Genomic DNA, 22,109 nt, shown 5'->3' on the forward strand with positions numbered 1-22,109 from the left:
GTCCCAGAAAGGTAACCTAAATTATTGCATCTTGGTATGGGCTGAGCCGTTCCCACTCATGGTCGCGTCTCGTGCCTTCCACGGAGGTCGGATAAAGGAATGTTTCCCGGATCGGGGAGAGTCGCAATCACGACCCTCAGCTTGATGGTGTCCGCTTTAGGGCAATGACGAACTTTGCCTGTTAGGCCGAGATGAGGCGCATTGCTGACCGGTAGATTTTTTGAGCCGAAAGCTGATCGACTGGTTGTAGAACAAGGTGCAGAGAAGCTGGCACTCCGCCTGCGACCCCATCTCGGACGCATCCCCTATCTGCAATAGCTCCGAAAGCCTGCGCTCAGGTGCATTGGCAAGGTGCCGCGCTGCGTCGCAAACGGGCGTTGCAGGTCACAAACTTGACGCTGGGCTGGCCAAAGCCGACACTGAGCAGAGAAAAAACAGGAGCACCTCAGTGGGAGGGCCCGACTCCGACTCTGAGATCACGATCAGCTCGCTCCGATCCGAGTTGACAGCGGCGCGCGAAGAAAATCAGGTACGCACCGCGGAGGTCGCCAATCTCCTTGAACAGCAGAATGCGACGAGTGCTATCCTCAGGGTGATCGCCGCGTCGCCGACCAACATCCAACCGGTACTGCAGACGCTAGTCGACTCGGCTATACGCCTGGCCGGGGCGGACATGGGCGCAATCACGTTGCGCGTTGGCGATACGCTGCGGTTCATGGCAGGCGGCGGGCAGGCTGCTGAGCTGCATGCATACGAACGGGCCAACCCACATGTCGTGGGACGAGCGACGTTCCAGGGCCGCGCCGCGCTGGAGGGATTGACGATCCATGTGGCGGACGCGCTTGAAGACCCGGAATACGAAAGGCCTGAAGCCGCAATCATCGGCAGTTTCCGCGGAGTACTTTCAGTCCCGCTGAAGCGGGGTCAGGAGACCATCGGCGTATTCGGCTTGGCGCGGCGGACGATCGGGCTATTTTCACCGCGTCAAGTCGAGCTGGTCGAGAGCTTCGCCGACCAGGCTGTAATCGCGATCGAAAATGCCCGGCTGATCGAGAAAGTCGAGGGGCACAATCGTGAACTGGCTGAGTCGCTGGACCAGCAGACGGCGACGGCCGAAGTGTTGAAGACGATCAGCAGTTCGGTGTTCGATCTCAATTCCGTGCTGCATACGCTTGTGAAGTCCGCGTCCGACCTCTGTCATTCCGGGATGGGCTACATCTATCTGCGCCAGGGCGACGTGTTGCAGCCGACGGTACAGATCGGATGGAGCCAAGAATTCCAGGACCACATGAACAAGCTCCCGGTCACGCCGGGCCGGGGCAGCATCGCCGCCCGCGTTGCCCAGAGCGGGTCAGTAGAGCAGATTGCCGACGTTCTCCACGATCCGGAGTATACCAACATCGAAGGCCAGCGGCTCGGCGGCTTCCGTACCCTGCTGGGCGTTCCGCTGATGCGGGACGGCGCAGTGACCGGGGTCTTCGTCCTCGCCCGCTCGTCGGTCTCGCCGTTCAGTACGCGCGAAATCGAACTGGTGCAGACATTTTCGGATCAGGCGGTCATCGCCATCGAGAACGTGCGGCTATTCGAAGAGGTCGGGTCGCGTGGCCGCGAACTGGCCGACGCGCTAGAGAAGCAGACAGCGACCGGCGCAATATTGCAAGTGATCGCCGGGTCTCCTACGGACATTCAGCCTGTGCTTGACGCCGTCGCTGAAAGTGCCGCTCGGCTGTGCGACGCCTATGACGCAACGATCTATCTGCTGCGCTCCGACAGGCTGGCTGTGGGAGCGCATCACGGACCGATTCCGATTGACAGTGCTGGCTTGCCAGTCGCGCGCGACGTCGTTACCGGCCGCGCCGTATTGGATCGGGTTGCGGTCCACGTGCACGACTTGACCATCTCTGGAGAGGAGTTTGCAACTGGCCGAATGATGGCTCAACGTCTTGGTTTTCGCGCGATTCTCGCCACTCCGCTGTTGCAGGAAGGAAAAGCAATCGGAGCGCTTATGATCCGGCGCATCGAGGCGCGACCCTTTAGCGACAGCCAAATTGGCCTGCTCAAAACTTTCGCCAACCAGGCCGTCATCGCAATCGGCAATGTGCGGCTCTTCGAAGAGTTGCAAGCTCGCACCGCCGAACTTGGCGAAGCATTACAGCAGCAGACCGCGACCGCGGATGTGCTAAAGGTCATAAGCCGCTCCGCATTCGACCTGCAGAGCGTCCTGCAGACACTTATCGATTCTGCGGTGAGGCTCTGCGGTGCGAAAACGTCTGGCATCTTTATGCGCGAAGGCGATGTCTTCCGGCTTGCGGCTGGCTACGACCAAACCCCGGAGTATCGCGCGTATGAAGAGGCGAATCCGAGTCCGATCAACCGACAATCCTGGGTCGGCCGAACAGCACTCGACAAGGCAGTGGTCCATATTCCGGATGTTACCAAGGACACCGAACATGGCCTTCCCGGAGCTCCGCGACTCGGAGGTTATTCGGCTGTGCTCTGTGTACCGCTCATGCGCGAAGGATCGGTAATTGGCGTCTTCGCAATGACGCGACCTGAACCCGGTCCCTTCACCGATAGTCAGATCGAACTTGTCCAGACCTTTGCCGACCAGGCGGTGATCGCCATCGAGAATGTGCGCCTGTTTCAAGAGGTACAGGCACGCACGGCGGAACTGAGCGAGTCACTGCAGCAGCAAACGGCGACTGCGGATGTGCTGAAGGCGATCAGCCGCTCGACGTTCGACCTGCAGGCGGTGCTCGATACGCTGACGCAATCGGCCGCACAGCTTTGCGAGGCGGATATGGCGGGGATCACCCGGCAGGGGGCGGAAGGCTTTTACTACGCCACCAACTACAATCTCTCGTCGGATTGGCAGGAGTACGTGAAGGACAAGCGCCTGGCGCCCGGACGCGGCACCGTGGTCGGGCGGGCATTGCTCGACCGCAAGATCGTGCATGTGGCCGATGTCCTGGCCGATCCGGAATACACGTTCCTGGAATCGACCAGCAAGGTTTGGTTCCGGACGGTGCTGGGTGTGCCGTTGATGCGCGAGGGAAATCCGATCGGCGTGCTCGTGCTGGCTCGTCAGGAAGTCCAACCTTTCACCGAGAAACAAATCGATCTGATCCAGACCTTCGCCGACCAGGCCGTAATCGCCATCGAAAATGCTCGCCTGTTCGAAGAAGTGGAGGCGCGCACGGCGGAATTGAGCGAGTCATTGCAGCAGCAGACGGCGACGGCCGATGTGCTCAAGGTCATCAGCCGCTCAGCCTTCAATCTAGGGGCCGTTCTCGACACGTTGATCGCTTCCGCCTGCCGACTCTGCAATGCCGAAATGGGCCTCATATTTCTGTCACGCGATGGGTCCTTCTCTCCCGAGGCGAGCCACGGCACACCCCCCGGATACTTGGAGTTCATGCGAACCCATCCGATCAAACCGGGACGCGAGACGTTCACGGGACGGGCGGCGCTGACCAAGGCAGTGGTGAACGTCGACGACGCGCTTAATGATAAGGAATTCACGTTTTCCGAAGCCCGCGACCGCGCCGGCTATCGTGCTATGCTTGCCGTGCCGTTGTTGCGGCAGGGCGAAGTGATCGGCGTCTTCGCCATGCCCCGTCGCACGCCAGGCGCGTTCAGCGAAAAGCAGGTCGAACTCGTGCAAACGTTCGCCGACCAGGCCGTAATTGCGATCGAGAACGTCCGCCTTTTCGAGGAGGTGCAGCAGCGGACACGGGAGGCCACAGAGGCGCTGGAGTACCAGACGGCGACTAGCGATGTGCTTAGCGTTATCAGCCGCTCGCCCACCGATGGGCAGCCAGTGTTTAATATGATCGCGCAAAGCGCCGCCCGTCTATGCGAAGCGCAGTTCTGCTTTGTCTACAGATTTGACGGCGAGCTTCTGCATTTCGTCGCGCATCACGGCATCACCGAAGAAAGCGTTGAGATCGTGCGCAACACCTTTCCCGTGGCACCTACTCGCGGCAGCGCTGCCGAACGGGCAATTTTATATCTTGACGTGGCGCAGATCCCGGACCTCACCTTGGATAGTGAATTCACGCATCGCGCCGCGGCGGCTTTTTCGGGCCTGCGCAGTGCTGTCGCCGTGCCGATGCTGCGTGACGGCCTGGCCATCGGTTGCATAGCAGTCGGGCGTGCTGAGACGGGCTTTCTTGCCTCTAAGCAAGTCGAACTTCTGAAGACCTTCGCCGACCAGGCCGTGATCGCCATCGAAAATGTCCGCCTGTTTGATGAGGTCAAGGCGCGGACCGCGGAGCTAAGCGAGTCGCTTCAGCAGCAGACAGCGACAGCAGACGTGCTCAAGGTCATCAGCCGGTCGGCCTTCGATCTGCAGAACGTCCTTGACACCCTGGCAGAGTCCGCCGCGCACCTCTGCGACGCGGACATTGCCGATTTCTATCGTCTGGTCGACGACGGATTTCAGTGGACCACGACCTTCAGCCGAGATCCGGAAGCGGCCCCTGCCCATACCAAGATCATGCGCCGGCCGGGGCGCGAATCGGTGTCAGGGCGCGTTCTGCTGGAACAGAAAACCGTTCACGTACCGGATTTCGAAGCCGATCCCGAGTTCACCTTCACCGACGTGGCGCGGCAGCGCGGCGTTCGCTGCATTCTCGGCGTTCCGCTCCTGCGCGGCACGGAGCTGATGGGGTTGCTTCTGGTCATGCGCAAGGCGCCCGGGCCGTTCTCGCCAAAGCAGATTGAGCTAGTCGAGACTTTCGCCGATCAGGCTGTCATCGCCATCGAGAACGCGCGGCTGTTCGAGGAGGTGCAGACGCGCACGGCGGAATTGAGCGAGTCGCTGCAGCAGCAGACGGCGACGGCCGACGTGCTGAAGGCGATCAGCCGCTCTACGTTCGACCTGCAGCCGGTTCTCGACACGCTGGTGGAATCAGCGGCCAAGCTGTGCGACGCGGACACGAGCGTCATCTTCAAACGCGACGGCGATCTCTACCGGTGGTCGGCCGAGTACGGCAATTTGCCTGAAGCCGCGGTTTTCGCCAAAGCCAATCCCTTTGCCCCTAGTCGCGACAGCATCACTGGAAGGGTGGCCCTCGAAGCCCGTGCCGTCCACGTGTCGGACGTGCTCGCCGACCCGGACTACGGGGCAACGCAGCTTCAGAAGCTCGGCGGCTACCGGACCATTTTATGCGTTCCGATCTTGCGCGAAGGCGCGCCGGTCGGCGTATTCGCGCTGACGCGGTCACAGGTACGGGACTTCACGCCGAGGCAGATCGAGCTCGTCGAGACGTTTGCCGACCAGTCCGGCATAGCGATCGAGAACGTCCGGCTGTTCGACGAGGTGCAGGCGCGTACCCGCGAATTGTCACGCTCGCTCGAAGATCTGAGGACCGCGCAGGACCGCCTTGTGCAAACGGAGAAGCTCGCCTCACTCGGCCAGTTGACCGCCGGTATCGCCCACGAGATCAAGAATCCGCTCAACTTCGTCAACAACTTCTCAGCGCTCTCCGGCGAACTCATCGATGATTTGAGCAGTGTGCTGGCCGGCGCGCCTTTGGAGGCATCCGTGCGCGAAGAGGTTGCCGAGCTGACAGGCATGCTCAAGAGCAATCTCGACAAGGTGGTCCAGCACGGCAAGCGGGCCGATTCCATCGTCAGGAACATGCTGTTGCATTCGCGCGCGGGTTCAGGAGATCATCGTCCGATCGATATCAATGCCGTCGTGGAGGAGAGCCTGAACCTTGCCTATCACGGGGCGCGCGCCGAAAAGCCAGGATTCAACATCACGCTGACGCGGAATTTCGACCCGCAGGCGGGGGATGTCGATCTCTACCCGCAGGAGATCACGCGGGTGCTTCTCAACCTCATCTCCAACGGCTTTTATGCAACGGCCAGGCAGAGCGCGGCGACGAATGGCACGGGCTATGAGCCGACGCTCTCCGCTATGACCAGAAGTCTCGGCGACCGTGTCGAAATCAGGATCCGCGACAACGGCATCGGCATTTCGCCGGAGGTGAAGGAGAAGATGTTCAATCCATTCTTCACGACCAAGCCAGCCGGCGAGGGCACCGGGCTCGGCCTGTCGCTCAGCCACGACATCGTCGTCAAACAGCATGCCGGCACGATCGACGTCGACAGCCAGCCAGGCGAGTTCACCGAGTTCCGGATTGTGCTGCCGCGCGCTGCCGCCTCGCTCGCAAAATCGGGAGGTGAAGCATGAGCCTCCTCATTCTGGTTGTCGACGACGAGCCCGACGTCGAGCCGTTATTTCGTCAGCAGTTCCGCCGCGACATCCGAGCCAGCCGCTTCACCATGGAGTTCGCGCAATCGGCGGTCGATGCGTTGGAGCAGATCGACCACGCCGAAGGGGTGACATTGATCCTGGTGCTGTCTGACATCAACATGCCCGGCATGAGCGGGCTCGAGCTGCTGCCGAAGATTAAGGTGCTGCGGCCCGACGTCCCGGTTATCATGATCACCGCCTATGGCGACGCCGAAACCAAGCGCAAGGCGTTGGAGAACGGCGCCGAAGCGCTGCTGACCAAGCCGATCGACTTTGCGACGCTCAGGCAACAGATCGAAACGCGGCTGGGAATGGTGGCGTGACGGCGCGCATCCTCGTGGTCGACGACGAGCCCGATCTCGAGGTCTTGATCGTCCAGAAGTTCCGGCGTCAGATCCGCGACGGCGCGGTCATTTTTCTCTTCGCCAGCGATGGTGTGGACGCCCTGTCCGTCATCGACGGCAACAGCGACATTGACATGGTGCTGTGCGACATCAACATGCCACGTATGGACGGCCTGTCGCTGCTGGAGAAGCTGCAGAAGGCCGAGGGGCAGCAGCTTTCGACCGTCATCGTCTCCGCTTACGGTGACATGGCCAACATCCGCACCGCGATGAACCGAGGCGCCTTCGACTTCATCACTAAGCCGATCGACTTTGCCGACCTCGAGACCACGATCGCCAAGACCTTGAAGCATCGCGAGGTGCTGCACGAGGCGCATCGGCGGCAAGCGGTCGCGGAGCGCGCGCATGCATCGCTGTCGCGCTACTTCTCGCCCAATCTGGCCGAGCGGCTGGCCGGCGACGCCGACGGGTTGGCGCTAGCCGGACAGTGGCGCGAGGTCGCCTCGCTGTTCACCGACATTACCAGCTTCACCACGCTGGTGGAAACGATCGACCCTGCCACGCTAGGCGCGCTCCTCAACGACTATTTGGCCGGCATGACAGACGTCGTGTTCGCGCATGAAGGCACCGTCGCCAAGATCGTCGGTGATGCGCTGCATGTCTTGTTCGGCGCGCCTGGCGAGCAGCAGGACCATGCGGCGCGCGCGGTTACCTGCGCGCTCGAGCTCGACGCGCTGTCGCAATCGTTCCGCAATAGCTGGCGCGACAAGGGCGTCGCGGTCGGTACGACCCGCATCGGCGTCCATGCAGGTCCGGCGCTGGTCGGAAATTTCGGCGGAGGCCGCTTTTTCGACTACACGGCTTATGGCGACACCATCAATATCGCGGCGCGGCTGGAAAGCGCCAACAAGCAGTTGGGCACGCGTATCTGCGTCAGCGGGAGCGCGGCTGCAAGGGTCGACGGCTTCCGGGGACGGCCGGTCGGCGATCTGATGCTGCGCGGCAGGGCCGAGGCGCTACGCGCGTTCGAGCCTTTGTCGTCAAAGCAGTATGATGATCCTTCGACGGCGAGCTATCTTGAAGCGTTCGGCAGATTGGAGGCCGGAGATGCAAACGCGCTTACCGCTTTCGCCGCGCAGATCGGGAAATGTCCGGACGACCAACTCGCCAGCTTCCATCTCAAGCGGCTGCTCAACGGCGCCAAGGGAACACGGATCAGCCTCGACTGATCTTTGCGCCTGTCGCGACTGCGACCGTAGGCCTCGTCGCCGGCAATGTCTGCTTTCACAGGATGGCAAAGGTGCCCTCAACGGCTGACAAGAGGCGCAAAGCAGTCGCAGATAAGGCTCACGTCATTTGCGGTGATGTGACACGAACCTCCAGCACCGGATCTAACTAAACAATTTCGTGGTGAATCGCGAATTGGATGCGTCGACGATGGGCCGCATCTCGGCTCCTGTTAAACGCGCCGTTGGCGGGAGCGTCGTCCATATATGGACCAGTCAGTTGACAACATTGCGCGCAAGCCGGTCCGCCGCCCAATCCAACGCGTTCGCGGGCGCCCGAGCCGCCTGGAACACAAAATAATCACAAGAAATATTCCGAACATATTCTACCTTCTTTTTTGTTGATTTGTCCCGCCTTACCTCGTCGATCGGCGCTTAAGCGCTGAACTGCAACAGAGGAACCATATTGAATATGAAACACGAAAATGCGAGCACACCTGCAATAGATTTGACTTCGTTAAAAAAGCAAATCGCGGGGCGCCGAAATAGGGAGGCAGCGCTGTCAGTGATTGTGCCACGACTGTTGGGGGCGCTGGTGCATTCTTCAAACGTCGAGATTAACTGCACCAGCTGTTCAGTCGTTTCTGGTGGCTTTGTCCTCCTTCTTGATGTTTGCAATCACTGGGTTGAAATCGACCTTAGGCGAGACGATGGCCGTTGGGGATCGCTTTTCCGGTGCCGATTGTTCTCAGGGTACTGCGGAAAACTCTACAACCGTCGCCTTCGAATCATTTATTGGATAAGGAAGGGCGAAGCCGCTGACTGGCAGGAGAAGATTTTCGATGTCTTCAAGCGTGACTCGAATTGGCTGCTTGACCTGCCGCAAGTGTACGAGCACCCTCTGATCGTGAATGTAGCTATCTTGGATTTGAAAAAGCGCATGGCTGCTGGCGGCATTTAGTGGAGCTGGAGCTCCGCTGTCAAATTAATCTCTATATCTGCCGCTTTGCAAGTTCGTTCGCAGAGCTCTTGCAGGCAAGCCAAGGCCCGCCTCCTTCGGAGGCGGGCCTTGCTTTGCAAAACTGATAACCTGGACGATATGCTGAGGCGGGACGGCACACCTCTCCGTAGACGCAGGTCAGACACAGCCGTCATCGCAGTTAGCGCAGACATCCTTGAACTTTGCGTGTAATTTCCGGCTACTGACAAGGCTACGCTGCCGCCTTTTACGACCCGAACCGATGGGTGTCCCAAGTCGCCGTAGCATCAGGCAAGCCCAGACGCAAATTTATCGACGGTGCAAATGCGGTGTCCTACTCCGGTAGTCGTTGAACTGATGCATCCCGCAACGAATTCCAATCCGAACCTGACAACACTGAGATGGTGATCATGCGAGACGGTAAACTGAAAAAGGGCATTTGGGTTCGTCGGCCAGGGCCTCGTACTGCCGGTTCGGCATGGCCTTGGTTTCGTCCCAGAGCGGCCTATGATCAATATATCGACGTATTGACAGCGATTGATACGCTCGGCCGAGCCCGCTTTCCGGGCAAGTGGAATCCGCCGAAAACAATGCTTGGTCATGCGATACTTTACACCCCAAGCGAACCTGCTTTCTCGTACATGGAAGTGTCACCCTCCGAACACACAGTGAAAGTCCGTCGTGTCATCCAATTTGGAGAAGACGAGATCGATGAAATGGTCGATGCCGCGAAGCGTTATCAGGCCGTCGTGGACGAGCTAATGGGGGCGCTCGGAAGTGGCCTTGTTGCCGGTCACTATCTTACGTTGGATGGCAGGGACCTCGATCCGCCGCGTGGCGCCTGGGTGATGCAAAAGATCTCTATTGCCTATTCCGGATACGCCCAAACTCGTGCCGGTGGCGCAAGCCAGTTGTGTAGGGTCTTCGTGGACAGGCAAACTTTTCGGCTCTGGTTGGAGATGAAGGATGCAAATTGCATCGCCAAAACGACACCTCGGCAAGCTCAGATTTCGAATTTGATCGGCGGTGTGGTCCAAGTGCTCAAACTTGCAAACGAGCGGGGTTATCGCATTCCCCAGAAACCGTTTGCCACCATTCTCTCACAGGCTTTCGGGCCCTTGAGTACAACTGAGCTCGACCACATCCTCAAGCATCAGTCGGTTTCGGCCCTGGGCAGGTTTTCCGAACCCGGGGCACCAACTAAGGCCGCGATAGAGCGCCGAAACGCTCATGAGGCTGAATACATAGAAATCCTCAGGAACGCCAACGGTGGCCACAGGGCTATGACCACAAATAAATAATGTGGCATTAATTGTCGGAATATTCCGAACCCTATCAGGGCGATTTGCGAGCTCATATCTGGAATGTCCGAGTGCGGCAGGCCGGGGGAGCGAGCTAGATGAAAAGAGGAACGCGAACGTCGGGGGTTCGATGGCTACGTGCTCTCCATTCGTCCTGCGACCTTCGCAAGTTGGTTGTGCAGGGCGTCGACAAACGTGGTCGCAAAGTCGGTGCGTTCGAAAAAAGGTCCGAACAGCGGGTCGAACGAGCCCAACGCATAAGTTGTCTGCGACGTGAGGGGTCCCAAGAGAGTCGCGCGCTCGCCGAGAAGCTGCAGGGCTGCCGCTACCGGATGCGGTGCCAGTCAATGGCATGTCCGGTCTGTGCTCGCTTGCGGAGGCTCAGCTATGGAGCGACGGTACTCCGCTTCCTGGCCTGCTATCCGCTCACTGAGCTGCACTTAGTTACACTCATCAACCCGAACGATGCGGTCCCAGCGGGCCAGTTGCACCACTTTGACCCGGCAAAGATGATCAGCCGGCTTCGAAGACAGCTTGAGCGCGCTGGAATAGCCAAAGGTAATGCTTTCCTCATCGGGGCGGTCGACGGCGAGTGGGACGCGGGCTGGTCTATGTTCCAGGCGCATACCCACCTGCTCGAATGGCGCGTTTCGAACGGCCCTCTGGAAGCCGTGACGACAAAATGGCCGCGTTCCATCCGAGTCCGCGTGCGCAAGCGCAGCGAACCAATCGACGATCTGGCGCGAGTCGTCGCCTATCTCGAAAAATCGTTTTGGCCGGCGATCGCCAGAAAGAAAAATCCGCTGGGCATACACCCACACGGGAAGCGCCGTCCTCCCTGCACGATTGAAGCGGAAATCTTGAGGTGGCTAGACCGCCAAAAGCCAAGTCAAATGCGAATTTTTTTCGGCGTCAAAACCTATGGACGGTCGATTATGAAAACGTAGCTGTTCACACCAAGACACGAACAGCGCAGCTCATTCGATGAAGAAAATACAATCGACGTAGAGGATCGACCAGTTTGAGGCAATTTTCGCGCGATTAGATCAAAAATCACAGGAATTCCAATGAAAACTAATGCAAACTACAACCGCATAAAAGCTAAGAACGCTAGCAAGCGACGGCCCACCAAAACGGCGGTGTGCGGTGTGCGCGGTGTACGGTCCGCCAGTCACGCTCCATCCGTTCGCCGTGTCGCAGACGCGGTGACGGTCGTTGCGGCGATCGAAAACATCGACACGGGCACCTTCAAGATCGAACTGGCATTTTCTGACTGCACCGGCGAGCCGAAGCGCTGCGAGGTAGAACGCAGCATGCTTGGGGATCCCAGGGCGATCACCCGGTTTCTTTTGGATCGCGGCGCAATCTTTCCCACTGGGACGGATTTTCCCAGTCTGATGAGCGCTGCTAAGCGTCACCGGCGCGTCACGTCTAGGATCGGCTGGCACGGGACGGATACATTTGTGCTTCCACGCGCAACTATCGGAAAGGATCTGGCTTTGATCTATGCCGGTTCGGCGACGGGAACACGCGGCATGACCGCAGGAACTTTGCCCAAGTGGAAGTCGTCGCTCTCCGACCTGTTGTCGCGATCTTCATACCTCACTTTCGGCGTGGCACTCGCCTTCGCAGCACCGCTCGCCGCGTTACTGGACCTCGAGGAAACTGCTGCCTTTCATCTGTTCGGCGAGAGCAATTCGGGCAAGACGCTGGTCGCGAAGGTCGCGAACTCGGTTACAGGGCGGGCACGGGAACGAGACCTCGTGGGTTTTGATCAAGCCGATGCCGCTCTCAACGATGTCATGTTCGACCACCACAGCACCCTGCTCGTGATGAACGAAATGAAGACCGATTCCGGAGGTGCTGCCAGGACCCTGCCGAAGCTTAGCCATACACTGACCAGCGGACTTGGTCGAAATCGTTCCGAATTCGCGAGCAGAGATCGATCGCTTCAGTTGCGTCATTGGTGCATTTTTGGCCTCACCACTATGGAGAAGTCGCTTGAAAACCTGACGAACAATGCGCGAGACAACGGTGAGCGTGCGCGGCATATCGACGTTCCAGTGCCTCCCCGCGATCAAGGCGGCATCTTCGATAGACTCGGAGGCGGTGGTCAGATCGGTGATGACGCACGGGCTATGGCTGAGCTCGTTGTGACTGCGATCAACGACAATTACGGCGTTGCTTTTCCACCGTTCGTCGAATCCATAATGGCTTCAAGAGATAAAACCCTGAAAAGGTTTCAACGCAATGTCGCGATGTTCGTTGATCGGTGCGCCATCTCAGATGATGCATGGGAAAGGCGCATCGCAATCAAGTTCGGTTACGTTTATGCGGCTGGCATAGCGGCGATACGCGCCGGTGTACTCCCCTGCACCCGCGCGCAGATGGTGTACTCATGTCGTAAACTCTATCGCGTCTCGCGGCGGAGCCTCACTGCCATTGAGACTGAAGTAAAAGTTGACATGGAAGTGTTTCGCAAAATGGTTTGCGATGACAAACGCGTCCCTCGGATCGAGAACGGAAATGTGGCTCCTGAAGGATTTGAAACCTGCCTAGGTTTCCGCAGGCGGCTTGATCTTCACGGCGACGTTGCATGCCTTCGCCCCGTTGAATTGAAAAAGGTCATGGGCTCTGAAGCGAAATATCGCGAACTTCTCTCCATTTTGAAAAGCAAGAACGCCATTGTTGGGTGTTCGAATAAGACGCCAACCACCGCGCGTGAGGTCAAAGGGTGCGGGCGGTCGAGATATCTTACTCTTAAGATCGCTTCGCTCGACCCTGCATTGTAGTCCTGAGACAGCGATGACGTTCGATCGCTCGGCACGCTTGCCTAGTGCCATCCCGAATGACCTGTGGCGCCCAGCGCCGGAGACGCACGTGCCGGCGTTGCAGAAATCGGACTCGCGCAACTATCACCGATTGACCACAAGTAAGTTGCCCCTAACGTCGTACCGCACCCTGATGTCCGCAATGCGCCTCATGCACGAACCCGCTCCGCGGGTGGGGCGCCTCGGCCTGTGATGGCGCGACAGGCATTTGGCTTGAGCGGGTAGAGGCGTCGACCTGACCATGGAGTTCCCTTCAACGAGAGGAACTCGCCATGGCTACCCTGTCGACCGGATGCACCAATCTCTCCGCTTCGCCAGAGCATGCAGCACGACATGCTCATGCGTGGCCTGGGCTCCCATACCCAGCAGGACTACGTTCGTCACGTCCGGCGCTTCGCTGCGTTCCTTGGCCGCTCGCCCGACACTGCGACGGCTGCGGACATCCGTCGATTCCAGTTGCATCAGCATGAGAGCGGCGTCGGCCCTGCGACGATCAATGGCGCGGTCTCGGCATTGCGGTTCCTGTTCCTCGTGACCTTGAAGCGGCGGGATCTGGCGTGTGCGCTAATAGCGCTTTCGGACCAATTTGGATTGAAGAGGGCGATACCTTTAGTTAGTAGCGGTCGCATCTCGCTTCGAAAAGTCTTATGCGTTGGGCATTGTGTGTAAGACTTAAAGTAAGTCGAATTGGAATGGCGCGTCGTCGAGTAAGGCATCGATGATGGCGGACGTGAGCGGGAAACCCTGGCGTTGTGTTGCGTTGCCGGTCGAGGCAGCCGGAATCCAGGCCGATAGCGCTCGCGCCGTGTCGATCCCTTCAACCGTCTCTCCGGTGAGTTCCGCCGCCATCGCCGCGCTCACCGTTCGCCCCTGTCCCAAGGCGTGGCCGAGGCGGCTGTTGCGGCCGCCGCCCACTGTGACGTGCAGGTCGCCGATCCCGGCAAGGTCGAAGGCGGTGTCTCGCCGCCCGCCAAGCCGCTCGCACAATAAGGCCATTTCGCGCGCCGCCTGGTTGAAGGCACCTGCGGTGGGATTCCTGGTGGCGCCGCCACGCTGCACATCGGTGAAGCGCGTCTGCATCGCGCTGACGCCAATGGCGAAGAAATTCTTCAACGCGGCGCAGCCTTCGACGCCGGCTGCATCATCGGTAGTCGACAATCGGTAGTAGCTGGTTTGCATCAGTCGGGCAAAACCCGTGGCAATTTTCTCGTCGGCGCAGGCATAGACGCTCGCCGTGGGAAGGCGGTTCGCCAACTCACGCGCGATGCACGGGCCGCCGATGCCGATGAAGTGCTGCATGAGTCCGACCGCGGGCGGCACCGCTTGCGCGTAGGTGGAAAGCCTCCCGTCATCACGGACCAGACCCTTAGTCACGAAGGCGATCGGCTTCGGCGTCTGAAGCATTTCGTTGAGCTGCTTGACCGCCCATGCGATGCCAGGGCTGCTGACGCCGATGACGACAAATTCCGCTTCCGCGAAATGTGTGGGGCGCAACGCACCGAAGTCGATCGGTCTGACGCCTGCGGGCAGCGGCGCGTCGAGCTTGGGGTGGACGCCGCCCGGCCGCCGCATCGCCGCAATGGCCGCACTGTCGAGATGTGTGCCGACAAGCAGCACCTCGTGGCCGTTGTCGGCCGCCGGCACCGCAAGCGCGCTGCCCATCACGCCCGCGCCGAGGATGAGGATGCGCGCCATGTCTGGATCTCCCTTCGTGTCTGTCAGCGCATCATCGCGGCGACATTGCCGCCGTCGACTGTCAACACGGCACCCGAGGTCGCCCGCGCCTTGGCCAGATGGACGAAGGCTGCCGCAACGTCGCTGCCCGTCACCTCGCGCGCGACGAGGTTCCCGCGCATATATGCTTCCGCCGACATGCCGCGGGCGCGGCTGCGCTCCTCGACCATGGCATGCGTCATCAGGCCCGTGCGGATGCGGTCGGCGTTGACCGCGTTGGAGGTGATGCCATCCGCGCCGTGTTCGATCGCGTACTGGCGCATCAGCGACATCAGCGCCGCTTTCGACGTTCCGTACGGCCCGAAGTCCGGGCCTGGATTGACCGCCTGCTTCGACACGTTGAAAACCAGCGCACCGCCCGTCGCCTGGGCGCGCATCACCTTGACGGCCGCGCGGGCGATATAGTGATGGCCCCAGAAATTGAGCGCGAAGGCTTTCTCGAAGAGCGCGTCCGATACGTCGACGAGCTTACCCTGGAAGGCCGCACCGGCATTCGAGATCACGATGTCGACGCCGCCGAAACGCGCGCTCACGGCGTCGATCGCCGCCTGGACCGATTGCGGATCAGTCACGTCGCAGACCCTCCCGAAGCCGCCCAGGCGAGCCGCCTGCGTCGCCACAGATTCTGCGTCAATGTCGAGCATGGCGATCTCAGCGCCTTCGGCGCGCAGAGCCTTGGCGATGGCGAGCCCGAGGCCGCCCGCGGCACCGGTCACCACCACGACCTGCCTGGTCAGCGGCTTCTCGACGTTCTTGGCGAGCTTGGCTTGTTCCAGCGACCAATATTCAATGTCGAACAGGTCGGCCTCTGGAAGGGCTTCGAAGGCATCGATGCCCTCGGCCTTTGTGATGACGTCGATCGTGGCCTCGACGACGTCGCCGCACACCGCCGCGGCCCTGCTGGTCGGACCGGCGGCAAAGATGCCGACGCCGGGGACGTAGAAGACACGCGGCATGGGGTCAAGCATGGTCTTGATCCCACCGCAGCGGGTATTGTTGCGCTCGAAATAGGCTTTGTAGTCGGATACGTAGGCGGCGACGGCATCGCGCACCGATCCTGCCCACGCGTCGAAGTCGTCCGCGACGGGAGCAGGCAGGGCCACCCCGAGCCGCTTGATGTGGATGACATGCTCGGGCGTCGCGTTGCCGCGCGAAACGAGACTCGCCAGGTTTGATGCATTGCAAAAGTCGAGCACCTTCGGGTTGGACCGGTGTTCAAGCACGAAACGCTTCGGCATGCCCTCGATCCCGGTATCGACAGCGATCGCGCCACGCAATATGGGCGCGATCGCTGCCGCGGTCGCCAGGTTGGAAGGCGGATTCACCACCGTAAACGGCTTGGGATTGCCCTTCGCAAGGCGGCGTTCGGCCCGGTCGATCTTGGCGATCATATCCTCGTAGGAGGTGCGGGCATCGTCCGACCACGTAAAGATGCCATGCTTGAGCAGGATCATCCCGTTGGCCTCCGGATCGGCACGGAATGCGGCGTCGCAGGCCTTGGCGAGGTCGAAACCCGGCATGACGTAGGGGACGACAATGGCCTTGGGAAACAATTCGCGGATCAGATCCTCGCCGTTGGGCTGGTTCGTCAGCGACACGATCGCATTGGCATGGGTGTGATCGATATGCTTGAAAGGAAGGATCGCGTGCAGGATCGCTTCGACGGAAGGGTTAGGGGCCGTCGGATCGAGCAGCAGCCGGCGCTGCATCATCACCATCTCCTCGTCGCTCATCGACGCGAACTTCACCAGCGCCTTGAGCGGCTGAAGCTGAACGGCGGGTAGACCCTGCGGCTCGATCGTTCCCATGTCCCAGCCGCTGCCCTTGACGCAAAGCACCTCGACCGGGGAGCCGTCGCGCTCTGTGAAAACCGTTTTCACCGAGGTATTGCCGCCACCATGGAGAACGAGCTCCGGATCCGAACCCAGCAGCCGGGTGGTGTAGGTGCGGATCGCAAGATCACGGTTCACGCCAGCCGCGACGTAGCCGTCGACGGTCGCTGCAAAGCCCGTATCGGACCATCTTGATTTCATGAAGGCTTCTCCTTCGCGCGACGTCGTGGCGCGCCTCAATAGGGTCGATGGTGACCGACGATCTAACCTAAAGCCGTCGTTCGCTTGCCGCGTCGAAGACATGAACCTTCGAAGCAGGCACGTCGAACCGGACCTCGTCTCCCTCGCGGAACGGCAAGGTCCGGTCGACGATCGCGAAGAATTCGCCAGCCGCCGCAAGTGTGCAGAGCTGGACGTCGTGGCCGAGCCGTTCGACGAGGATTGCCGTGGTGCGGATCGGTCCGTCCGCCGAGACGACGACATCTGTCGGGCGCACCCCGCACACCACCTTCTGTCCTGGTTTGGCTGTCGTCGAATCGGGCAGAAGCAAGCGGCCATTGACGGTGTCGACGGCCGCCGCGCCGTCCGCGGCCACGACGGTTCCGTCCATGAAGTTGATGGCTGACGAGCCGATGAAATCCGCGACATACTTGCTCGACGGCGTGTCGTAGACCTCGTCGGGCGATCCCATCTGCTCGATCTTGCCGGCACGCATGACGACCACCTTGTCCGCCATTGTCATGGCTTCGATCTGGTCGTGGGTGACATAGATGGTTGTCGTCTTCAGCCTGTTGTGGAGCTGCCGGATCTCGGTGCGCATATGCGCGCGCAGCTTGGCGTCGAGGTTCGATAGCGGCTCGTCGAACAGGAAGACCGAGGGTTCGCGCACCATGGCGCGACCCATCGCAACGCGCTGGCGTTGTCCGCCCGAAAGCTCCTTGGGGTAACGGCCCAGATACGGCGTGAGATTGAGGATTTCGGCGGCGCGCTCGACCTTCGCCTTAACCTCAGCGGGGGGAAGCTTCGCGACCTCCAGGCTGAAGGCGATGTTCTCGTAGACCTTCATCGTCGGATAAAGCGCATAGTTCTGGAAGACCATCGCTATGTCACGCTCGCGCGGATGCATGTCGTTGACGCGCTTCCCGCCGATCATGAGGTCGCCGGCGCTGACCGACTCCAGCCCGGCCGTCATGCGCAGGAGGGTCGTCTTGCCACAGCCTGAAGGCCCGAGCAGCACGACAAACTGGTGATCCCCGATCGAAAACGAGACGTCCCGCATGATCTGCACGGCACCGAACGATTTGCCGATGCCCCTATATTCTACCGTCGCCATGAACTGGCCTCCGCATTTCTTCTTTTCGTTGGGCGCCGGATTTCCTGGCGTCAGTATTTCTGCCGTGTCGGCGTGATGACGATTTCCTGCACGATCGCTTTCTGCGGCATTTGGTATGCGTCGAGAATGAGCTTTGCGACGACGTCGGCCGAGATACCGCCTCCGATCGCCTTCTTGTTTGCCTGGTAGCCGGCAAGTGTGTTCTTATCGTTCACATGGTCCAGAACCTCCGTCTCGATGATCCCGGGCGAGAGCACGATCACCCGCACGTCGTGCGGTGCGAGATATTCGCGAAAGCTTTCGGACACGGCATGAACAAAAAACTTGGTGCCGCAATAGACGGTATGGTCCGGGTAGACCTTCCGGCCGGCGATCGAGCTCATCATCATCAACGTCCCGTGCTTGCGCGCGATCATTCCAGACATCACAGCATGGACGCTGTTCATCACGCCCTTGGTGTTGATGTCGATCATCTCGTCCCATTCTTCCGGCGGCTGGCTCGCGATGTCGCCGAGACGCGCTATGCCGGCATTGGCGAACATCATGTCGACGGGTCCGAACTTCGCTTCGGCGTCCGATACCGCCGCGGCGATCGCCTGCCGGTCGCGCACGTCGACCCTGGCGAGCACGGCGTTGGGCAAACCGAGCGCCTCGAGCCTGTCGAGCCGCCTCGCCATCAGCAGCACGGGATGGCCGGCCGCTGAAAACGCGCGCGCCGTGGCTTCACCTATGCCCGAACTGGCGCCGGTGATCGCAACGAGCGGTCTGTCTCTAGTCATTGATGCACCCTCGCGTTGATGAAGAAACCGGGGCAGCTCGCACTGCCCCGGCGATCTGTCTCTTAGCCCTTCATCACGGCATCGACCTGGGTGGCGATGTCGTCCATGGCTTCCTTTGCCGAGCCGTAGTTGCCGGCGAAGTATTTGCCGAGCGCCACCGGAATCGTGTCGCTGGAGAGCTGTGCCCATTCCGGCAGATCCGGCTCCGAGCCCATGTGGTTGGCGATCGTCTCACGAACGACGGGCAGATGCCGTGTCGTGCCGGCCCCGACCTTCGCATTGGCCTTGACGCGCGGATCGTCATAGACGCTGGCGCGCGTCGGACCCGTGCCACCGCCGAGCGCGGTGATGAGCGCTTGCGTGTCTGCGCAGGTCGCCCACTGCATGAACACCCACGCCGCGTCCGGGCTCTTGGAGTATTTCGAGACGGCCAGGGACGAGCCGCCCTGGTGGCCGACGCCGGGGATTTCGCCGAAGCCAGTCTGGTCCTTGGTGCGCAACGAGGTCGCCTTGGGCGGAACGGCCACATCGCAGAGGCCGGAAATCTTGGTCTGCGTGGGATCGTCGAAATACGGGAAGAACTCGCCCCAGGACAGCATCGACGCCGCGACGCCCTGCGCCACTGCCTGGCCCTGTCCGTCCCATGTCCAGCCGTCGACGCCGGCCGGCATGCTCTTCTTGAGGTTCGTCCAGTATTCCATGGCCGCGAGGCCCTGCTCGTCATTGCCGACGAACTTCTTGTCGGCGTTGAAGATCGAACCGCCATGGCCCCAGAGCATCGAGGTCCATTCGCATTCGAGCGCGTAGTGGCCGGACTTCATCTGCCCGGCGATGCCCGCCATGCTCGGGCCCTTGGCGTCCATGATCGCCTTGGAGTTGTTCGCGAGCTCTTCCATCGTGGTCGGCACCTTCAGGCCCAACTCCTCATAGATATCCTTGCGGTAGATCATGATGAAGATCGGGATGTCGTAAGGGACGCCAACCATCCGGTTCTCGTACATGGCGATGCCGTCCACGAGCGCCGGGAGGAAATCGTCGATATTATAGTTCGGCATGGCGAGGTCGGGCTTGGCCTGGATCTGCTCGCGCGGGTCGAAAACGTCCTGGCTGAAGGACGCGGCCCAGCTCTGGTCGATATAATAGAGATCGTAGGTACCGAGCGACGAGGCGACGTCCAGCGTCATCTTTTGCAGGACCTGCTCCAGCGGCAGGACCTCGATCTCGACCTTGATGCCGCTCGCATCCTCGAAATGCTTCTTGAGAAACGAGTTGAGCGCATTCGACGGCGGAGTCGATTCCGTGGCGAGCTTGATGGTGGTGCCGGCGAACGGCTTGCCGACATCCGCAACCCATTTCATGATCTCCGGCGAGGGCTGTAGCGCTTCCTGGGCAGCGGCCGACGGCACGAAATTGAACAAGCCGCGGTTCATGCCCATGCCAAGTGCGCCGGCCCCGAGGCCGAGCTTGCCGGCGAGCCGCAGGAAATCGCGACGTCCCATCTCCCCCTTCACGAACCGGTCGGTAATCGATGCGAGGTGCATCTTCCGGATACTGTCTTTCATTTCACTTCCTCCAAAGTGCGGACGGCACCATTGCCATCCGTAGTCCGATAGAACCTGTCCATCCTTTGCCTACTGCTTGAGCGACCCCATTGTGAGGCCGCGCACCAGGTGGCGCTGGACGAGAAGTATGACGATAAAGGCTGGCACGATGGACGCCGCGCCGAGTGCTGCCATGTTGCCCCAGGCCGTGCCGATCGACGTCACGAAGGTCGACGAGACGACCGGCACCGTCTTCAGGCTTGTCTGTGTGAGGGTCAGGACGAACAGGAATTCCGTCCAGGAGAAGATGAAGCAGAGCACGGCGCTCGCCGCGATGCCGCCCTTGGCCATCGGCAGCACGATGCGGCGAAAGATCGTCCAGCGCGACGCGCCGTCGACCAGCGCACTTTCGTCGATCTCGGTTGGAATGTCGTCAAAGAAGCTCTTCAGCAGCAAGACCGCCAGCGGCAGGTTCATCAAGCCATGGATCAGGATCACGCCGGTGTAGGTGTCGAGCAGACTGAACTGCTTGAAGATGAAGAACATCGGGATCGCGACAGCGACCGGCGGCATCATCCGCGTCGACAGCACCCAGCTCACAAAATGATGGCGGCCACGGAAATTCATGCGCGACAGCGCGTAGGCCGCCAACGTCGCCACCACGATCGCCAGGATGGTCGAGAAGGTCGCGACGATGATCGAGTCGAGCAGCCTCGGCGCCATGTAGAAATTGCCGCCGCCGGGAGTGACGGCTTCCTGACCGCCGAAGCCGAAACCGAGCGAAATTCCGAACACCTGCTCGAAATTGCGCACCGTCGGCTCGAACGAAAAGATGATCGGCGGCCAGTTGAAGATGTCTTTCGCGTTGCGGAACGCGACCGATGTCCAGAAATAGATCGGGAAAAAGAACAGGCCGACCACGACCCAGCCCGCGATGGTGCGAAGCGCGCGCTGGCCTGATGTCTGATGCGGGAGCACGTCGGCCATCGTTACCACCGCACCTTGAAGACTTTGATGAATATGTTGGCCATGACGATAACCATGAAGAGGCTGACCAGGCTGAGCGTCGCGCCGTAACCCCACTTGGTGAAGCTGAAGGTCTGTTGCCACGCGTAATAGCTCAGCGAATAGGTGGCGGTGCCCGGACCGCCCGACGTCATCGTGAAGACGTAGTCGAAGACGCGGAACAGATCGATTCCGCGCAGCAGCACCGCCACCGCGATGACCCGCGACATCATCGGGAGCGTAAGCCGCCGGAACGTCTGCCAGGAACTGGCGCCGTCAATCATCGCCGCCTCGTATGGCTCGGAAGGCAGCGAGCGCAGGCCGGCAATGAAGATCAGCACTATGAATGGCGTCCATTGCCAGATCTCCGCGAGCAGAACCCCTGCCAGCGCAGTGCTGGAACTGGCGAGGATCGGATGTGACTTGTCGAGCAAGCCCAGCGAATCCAGCGCATAGGTGATGACACCGAATTGCGGATCCTGGAGGAGCAGGAACATCATGCCGGCGATGGCCGGCGGGATGACAAGCGTCATCGACAGAATGGCTCTAAGGGCGCCGAAACCCGGCAGTTCCGCGTCGAGCAGCATCGCGATCGCCATGCCGAGCGTCAACTCGATCACCAGCGCGATGGCGAAGTAGACGAAGGTGACGCCAAGCGAACTCCAGAATCGCGTGTCCACCCAGATCTGCTGCCAATTCTGGAAACCAACGAACGCAAGCGCGCGCTTCTTCGGCACGAACTCGTGGAAGGACAGCCAGATATTGTAGATCAGCGGGTAAATGGTGAAGACGATCAGGAACGCGACAAGCGGCAGCAGCCACGGCACGGGCGAGTCCGATATCGAGAGGCGCTTGATCTGCGCGACCGCCATAAATGTCTCCTCCCAACTCCCCGGCGGGGAGCATTCCTTGTGAAGCGGGACTAGCTCCGCGTCACTC

General features: G+C 60.4%; 15 protein-coding genes. 8 read left to right on the forward strand and 7 right to left on the reverse strand.

What is annotated here, in order from left to right; all coding sequences use genetic code 11:
- Positions 1-502: 502 nt before the first annotated feature.
- From NKI15_RS01055 to NKI15_RS01090, 8 genes are all read left to right on the forward strand, one after another.
- Positions 503-6,202 carry a GAF domain-containing protein gene (locus tag NKI15_RS01055; RefSeq protein ID WP_352885628.1) on the forward strand — a complete coding sequence of 1,900 codons (5,700 nt, stop codon included), beginning with the start codon at positions 503-505 and terminating at the stop codon, positions 6,200-6,202.
- The gene (locus tag NKI15_RS01060; RefSeq protein ID WP_023716288.1) at positions 6,199-6,588 is read left to right on the forward strand and encodes a response regulator; all 390 of its coding nucleotides are present in this window, start codon (positions 6,199-6,201) and stop codon (positions 6,586-6,588) included. The genes NKI15_RS01055 and NKI15_RS01060 overlap by 4 nt, the downstream gene beginning before the upstream one ends.
- On the forward strand, positions 6,585-7,838 hold the full coding sequence (locus tag NKI15_RS01065) for an adenylate/guanylate cyclase domain-containing protein (protein WP_352514333.1): 1,254 nt from the start codon (positions 6,585-6,587) through the stop codon (positions 7,836-7,838). Before NKI15_RS01060 ends, NKI15_RS01065 begins: the two co-directional genes overlap by 4 nt.
- Before the next feature lie 469 nt (positions 7,839-8,307).
- On the forward strand, positions 8,308-8,796 hold the full coding sequence (locus tag NKI15_RS01070) for a hypothetical protein (RefSeq protein WP_352514334.1): 489 nt from the start codon (positions 8,308-8,310) through the stop codon (positions 8,794-8,796).
- 419 nt (positions 8,797-9,215) lie between these two features.
- Positions 9,216-10,115, forward strand: a complete 900-nt coding sequence (locus NKI15_RS01075) for a hypothetical protein (protein ID WP_352514335.1) — start codon at positions 9,216-9,218, stop codon at positions 10,113-10,115.
- Positions 10,116-10,624: 509 nt separating this feature from the next.
- On the forward strand, positions 10,625-11,062 hold the full coding sequence (locus tag NKI15_RS01080; protein ID WP_352514336.1) for a hypothetical protein: 438 nt from the start codon (positions 10,625-10,627) through the stop codon (positions 11,060-11,062).
- Positions 11,063-11,182: 120 nt separating this feature from the next.
- Positions 11,183-12,907 (forward strand): DUF927 domain-containing protein, encoded by a 1,725-nt coding sequence (locus NKI15_RS01085; RefSeq protein ID WP_352514337.1) that lies wholly within the window; start codon positions 11,183-11,185, stop codon positions 12,905-12,907.
- Positions 12,908-13,285: 378 nt separating this feature from the next.
- Entirely contained in the window at positions 13,286-13,615 is a 330-nt protein-coding gene (locus tag NKI15_RS01090) for a phage integrase N-terminal SAM-like domain-containing protein (RefSeq protein ID WP_502898664.1), read from the forward strand.
- Between the two features lie 3 nt (positions 13,616-13,618).
- On the opposite strand, the gene NKI15_RS01095 is transcribed toward NKI15_RS01090, so the two are convergent.
- From NKI15_RS01095 to NKI15_RS01125, 7 genes are all read right to left on the reverse strand, one after another.
- On the reverse strand, positions 13,619-14,641 hold the full coding sequence (locus NKI15_RS01095) for an NAD(P)H-dependent glycerol-3-phosphate dehydrogenase (RefSeq protein WP_352514339.1): 1,023 nt from the start codon (positions 14,639-14,641) through the stop codon (positions 13,619-13,621).
- A gap of 23 nt (positions 14,642-14,664) precedes the next feature.
- Positions 14,665-16,713, reverse strand: a complete 2,049-nt coding sequence (locus tag NKI15_RS01100) for a bifunctional aldolase/short-chain dehydrogenase (protein ID WP_352514340.1) — start codon at positions 16,711-16,713, stop codon at positions 14,665-14,667.
- 67 nt (positions 16,714-16,780) lie between these two features.
- The gene (locus NKI15_RS01105) at positions 16,781-17,845 is read right to left on the reverse strand and encodes an ABC transporter ATP-binding protein (protein WP_352885629.1); all 1,065 of its coding nucleotides are present in this window, start codon (positions 17,843-17,845) and stop codon (positions 16,781-16,783) included.
- 50 nt (positions 17,846-17,895) lie between these two features.
- Complete coding sequence (locus tag NKI15_RS01110) at positions 17,896-18,624, reverse strand: SDR family oxidoreductase (RefSeq protein WP_023832293.1); 729 nt, start codon at positions 18,622-18,624, stop codon at positions 17,896-17,898.
- Positions 18,625-18,686: 62 nt separating this feature from the next.
- The gene (locus tag NKI15_RS01115) at positions 18,687-20,186 is read right to left on the reverse strand and encodes an ABC transporter substrate-binding protein (protein WP_023832294.1); all 1,500 of its coding nucleotides are present in this window, start codon (positions 20,184-20,186) and stop codon (positions 18,687-18,689) included.
- Between the two features lie 69 nt (positions 20,187-20,255).
- A complete protein-coding gene (locus tag NKI15_RS01120; protein WP_023832295.1) occupies positions 20,256-21,152 on the reverse strand; it encodes a carbohydrate ABC transporter permease in 897 nt (298 codons plus the stop codon).
- 2 nt (positions 21,153-21,154) lie between these two features.
- Positions 21,155-22,042: a carbohydrate ABC transporter permease gene (locus tag NKI15_RS01125; RefSeq protein WP_023832296.1), complete on the reverse strand. Its 888-nt coding sequence runs from the start codon at positions 22,040-22,042 to the stop codon at positions 21,155-21,157.
- Positions 22,043-22,109: the final 67 nt, after the last annotated feature.

This window comes from Mesorhizobium sp. M0862 (assembly GCF_040319795.1).
GTDB lineage: Bacteria > Pseudomonadota > Alphaproteobacteria > Rhizobiales > Rhizobiaceae > Mesorhizobium.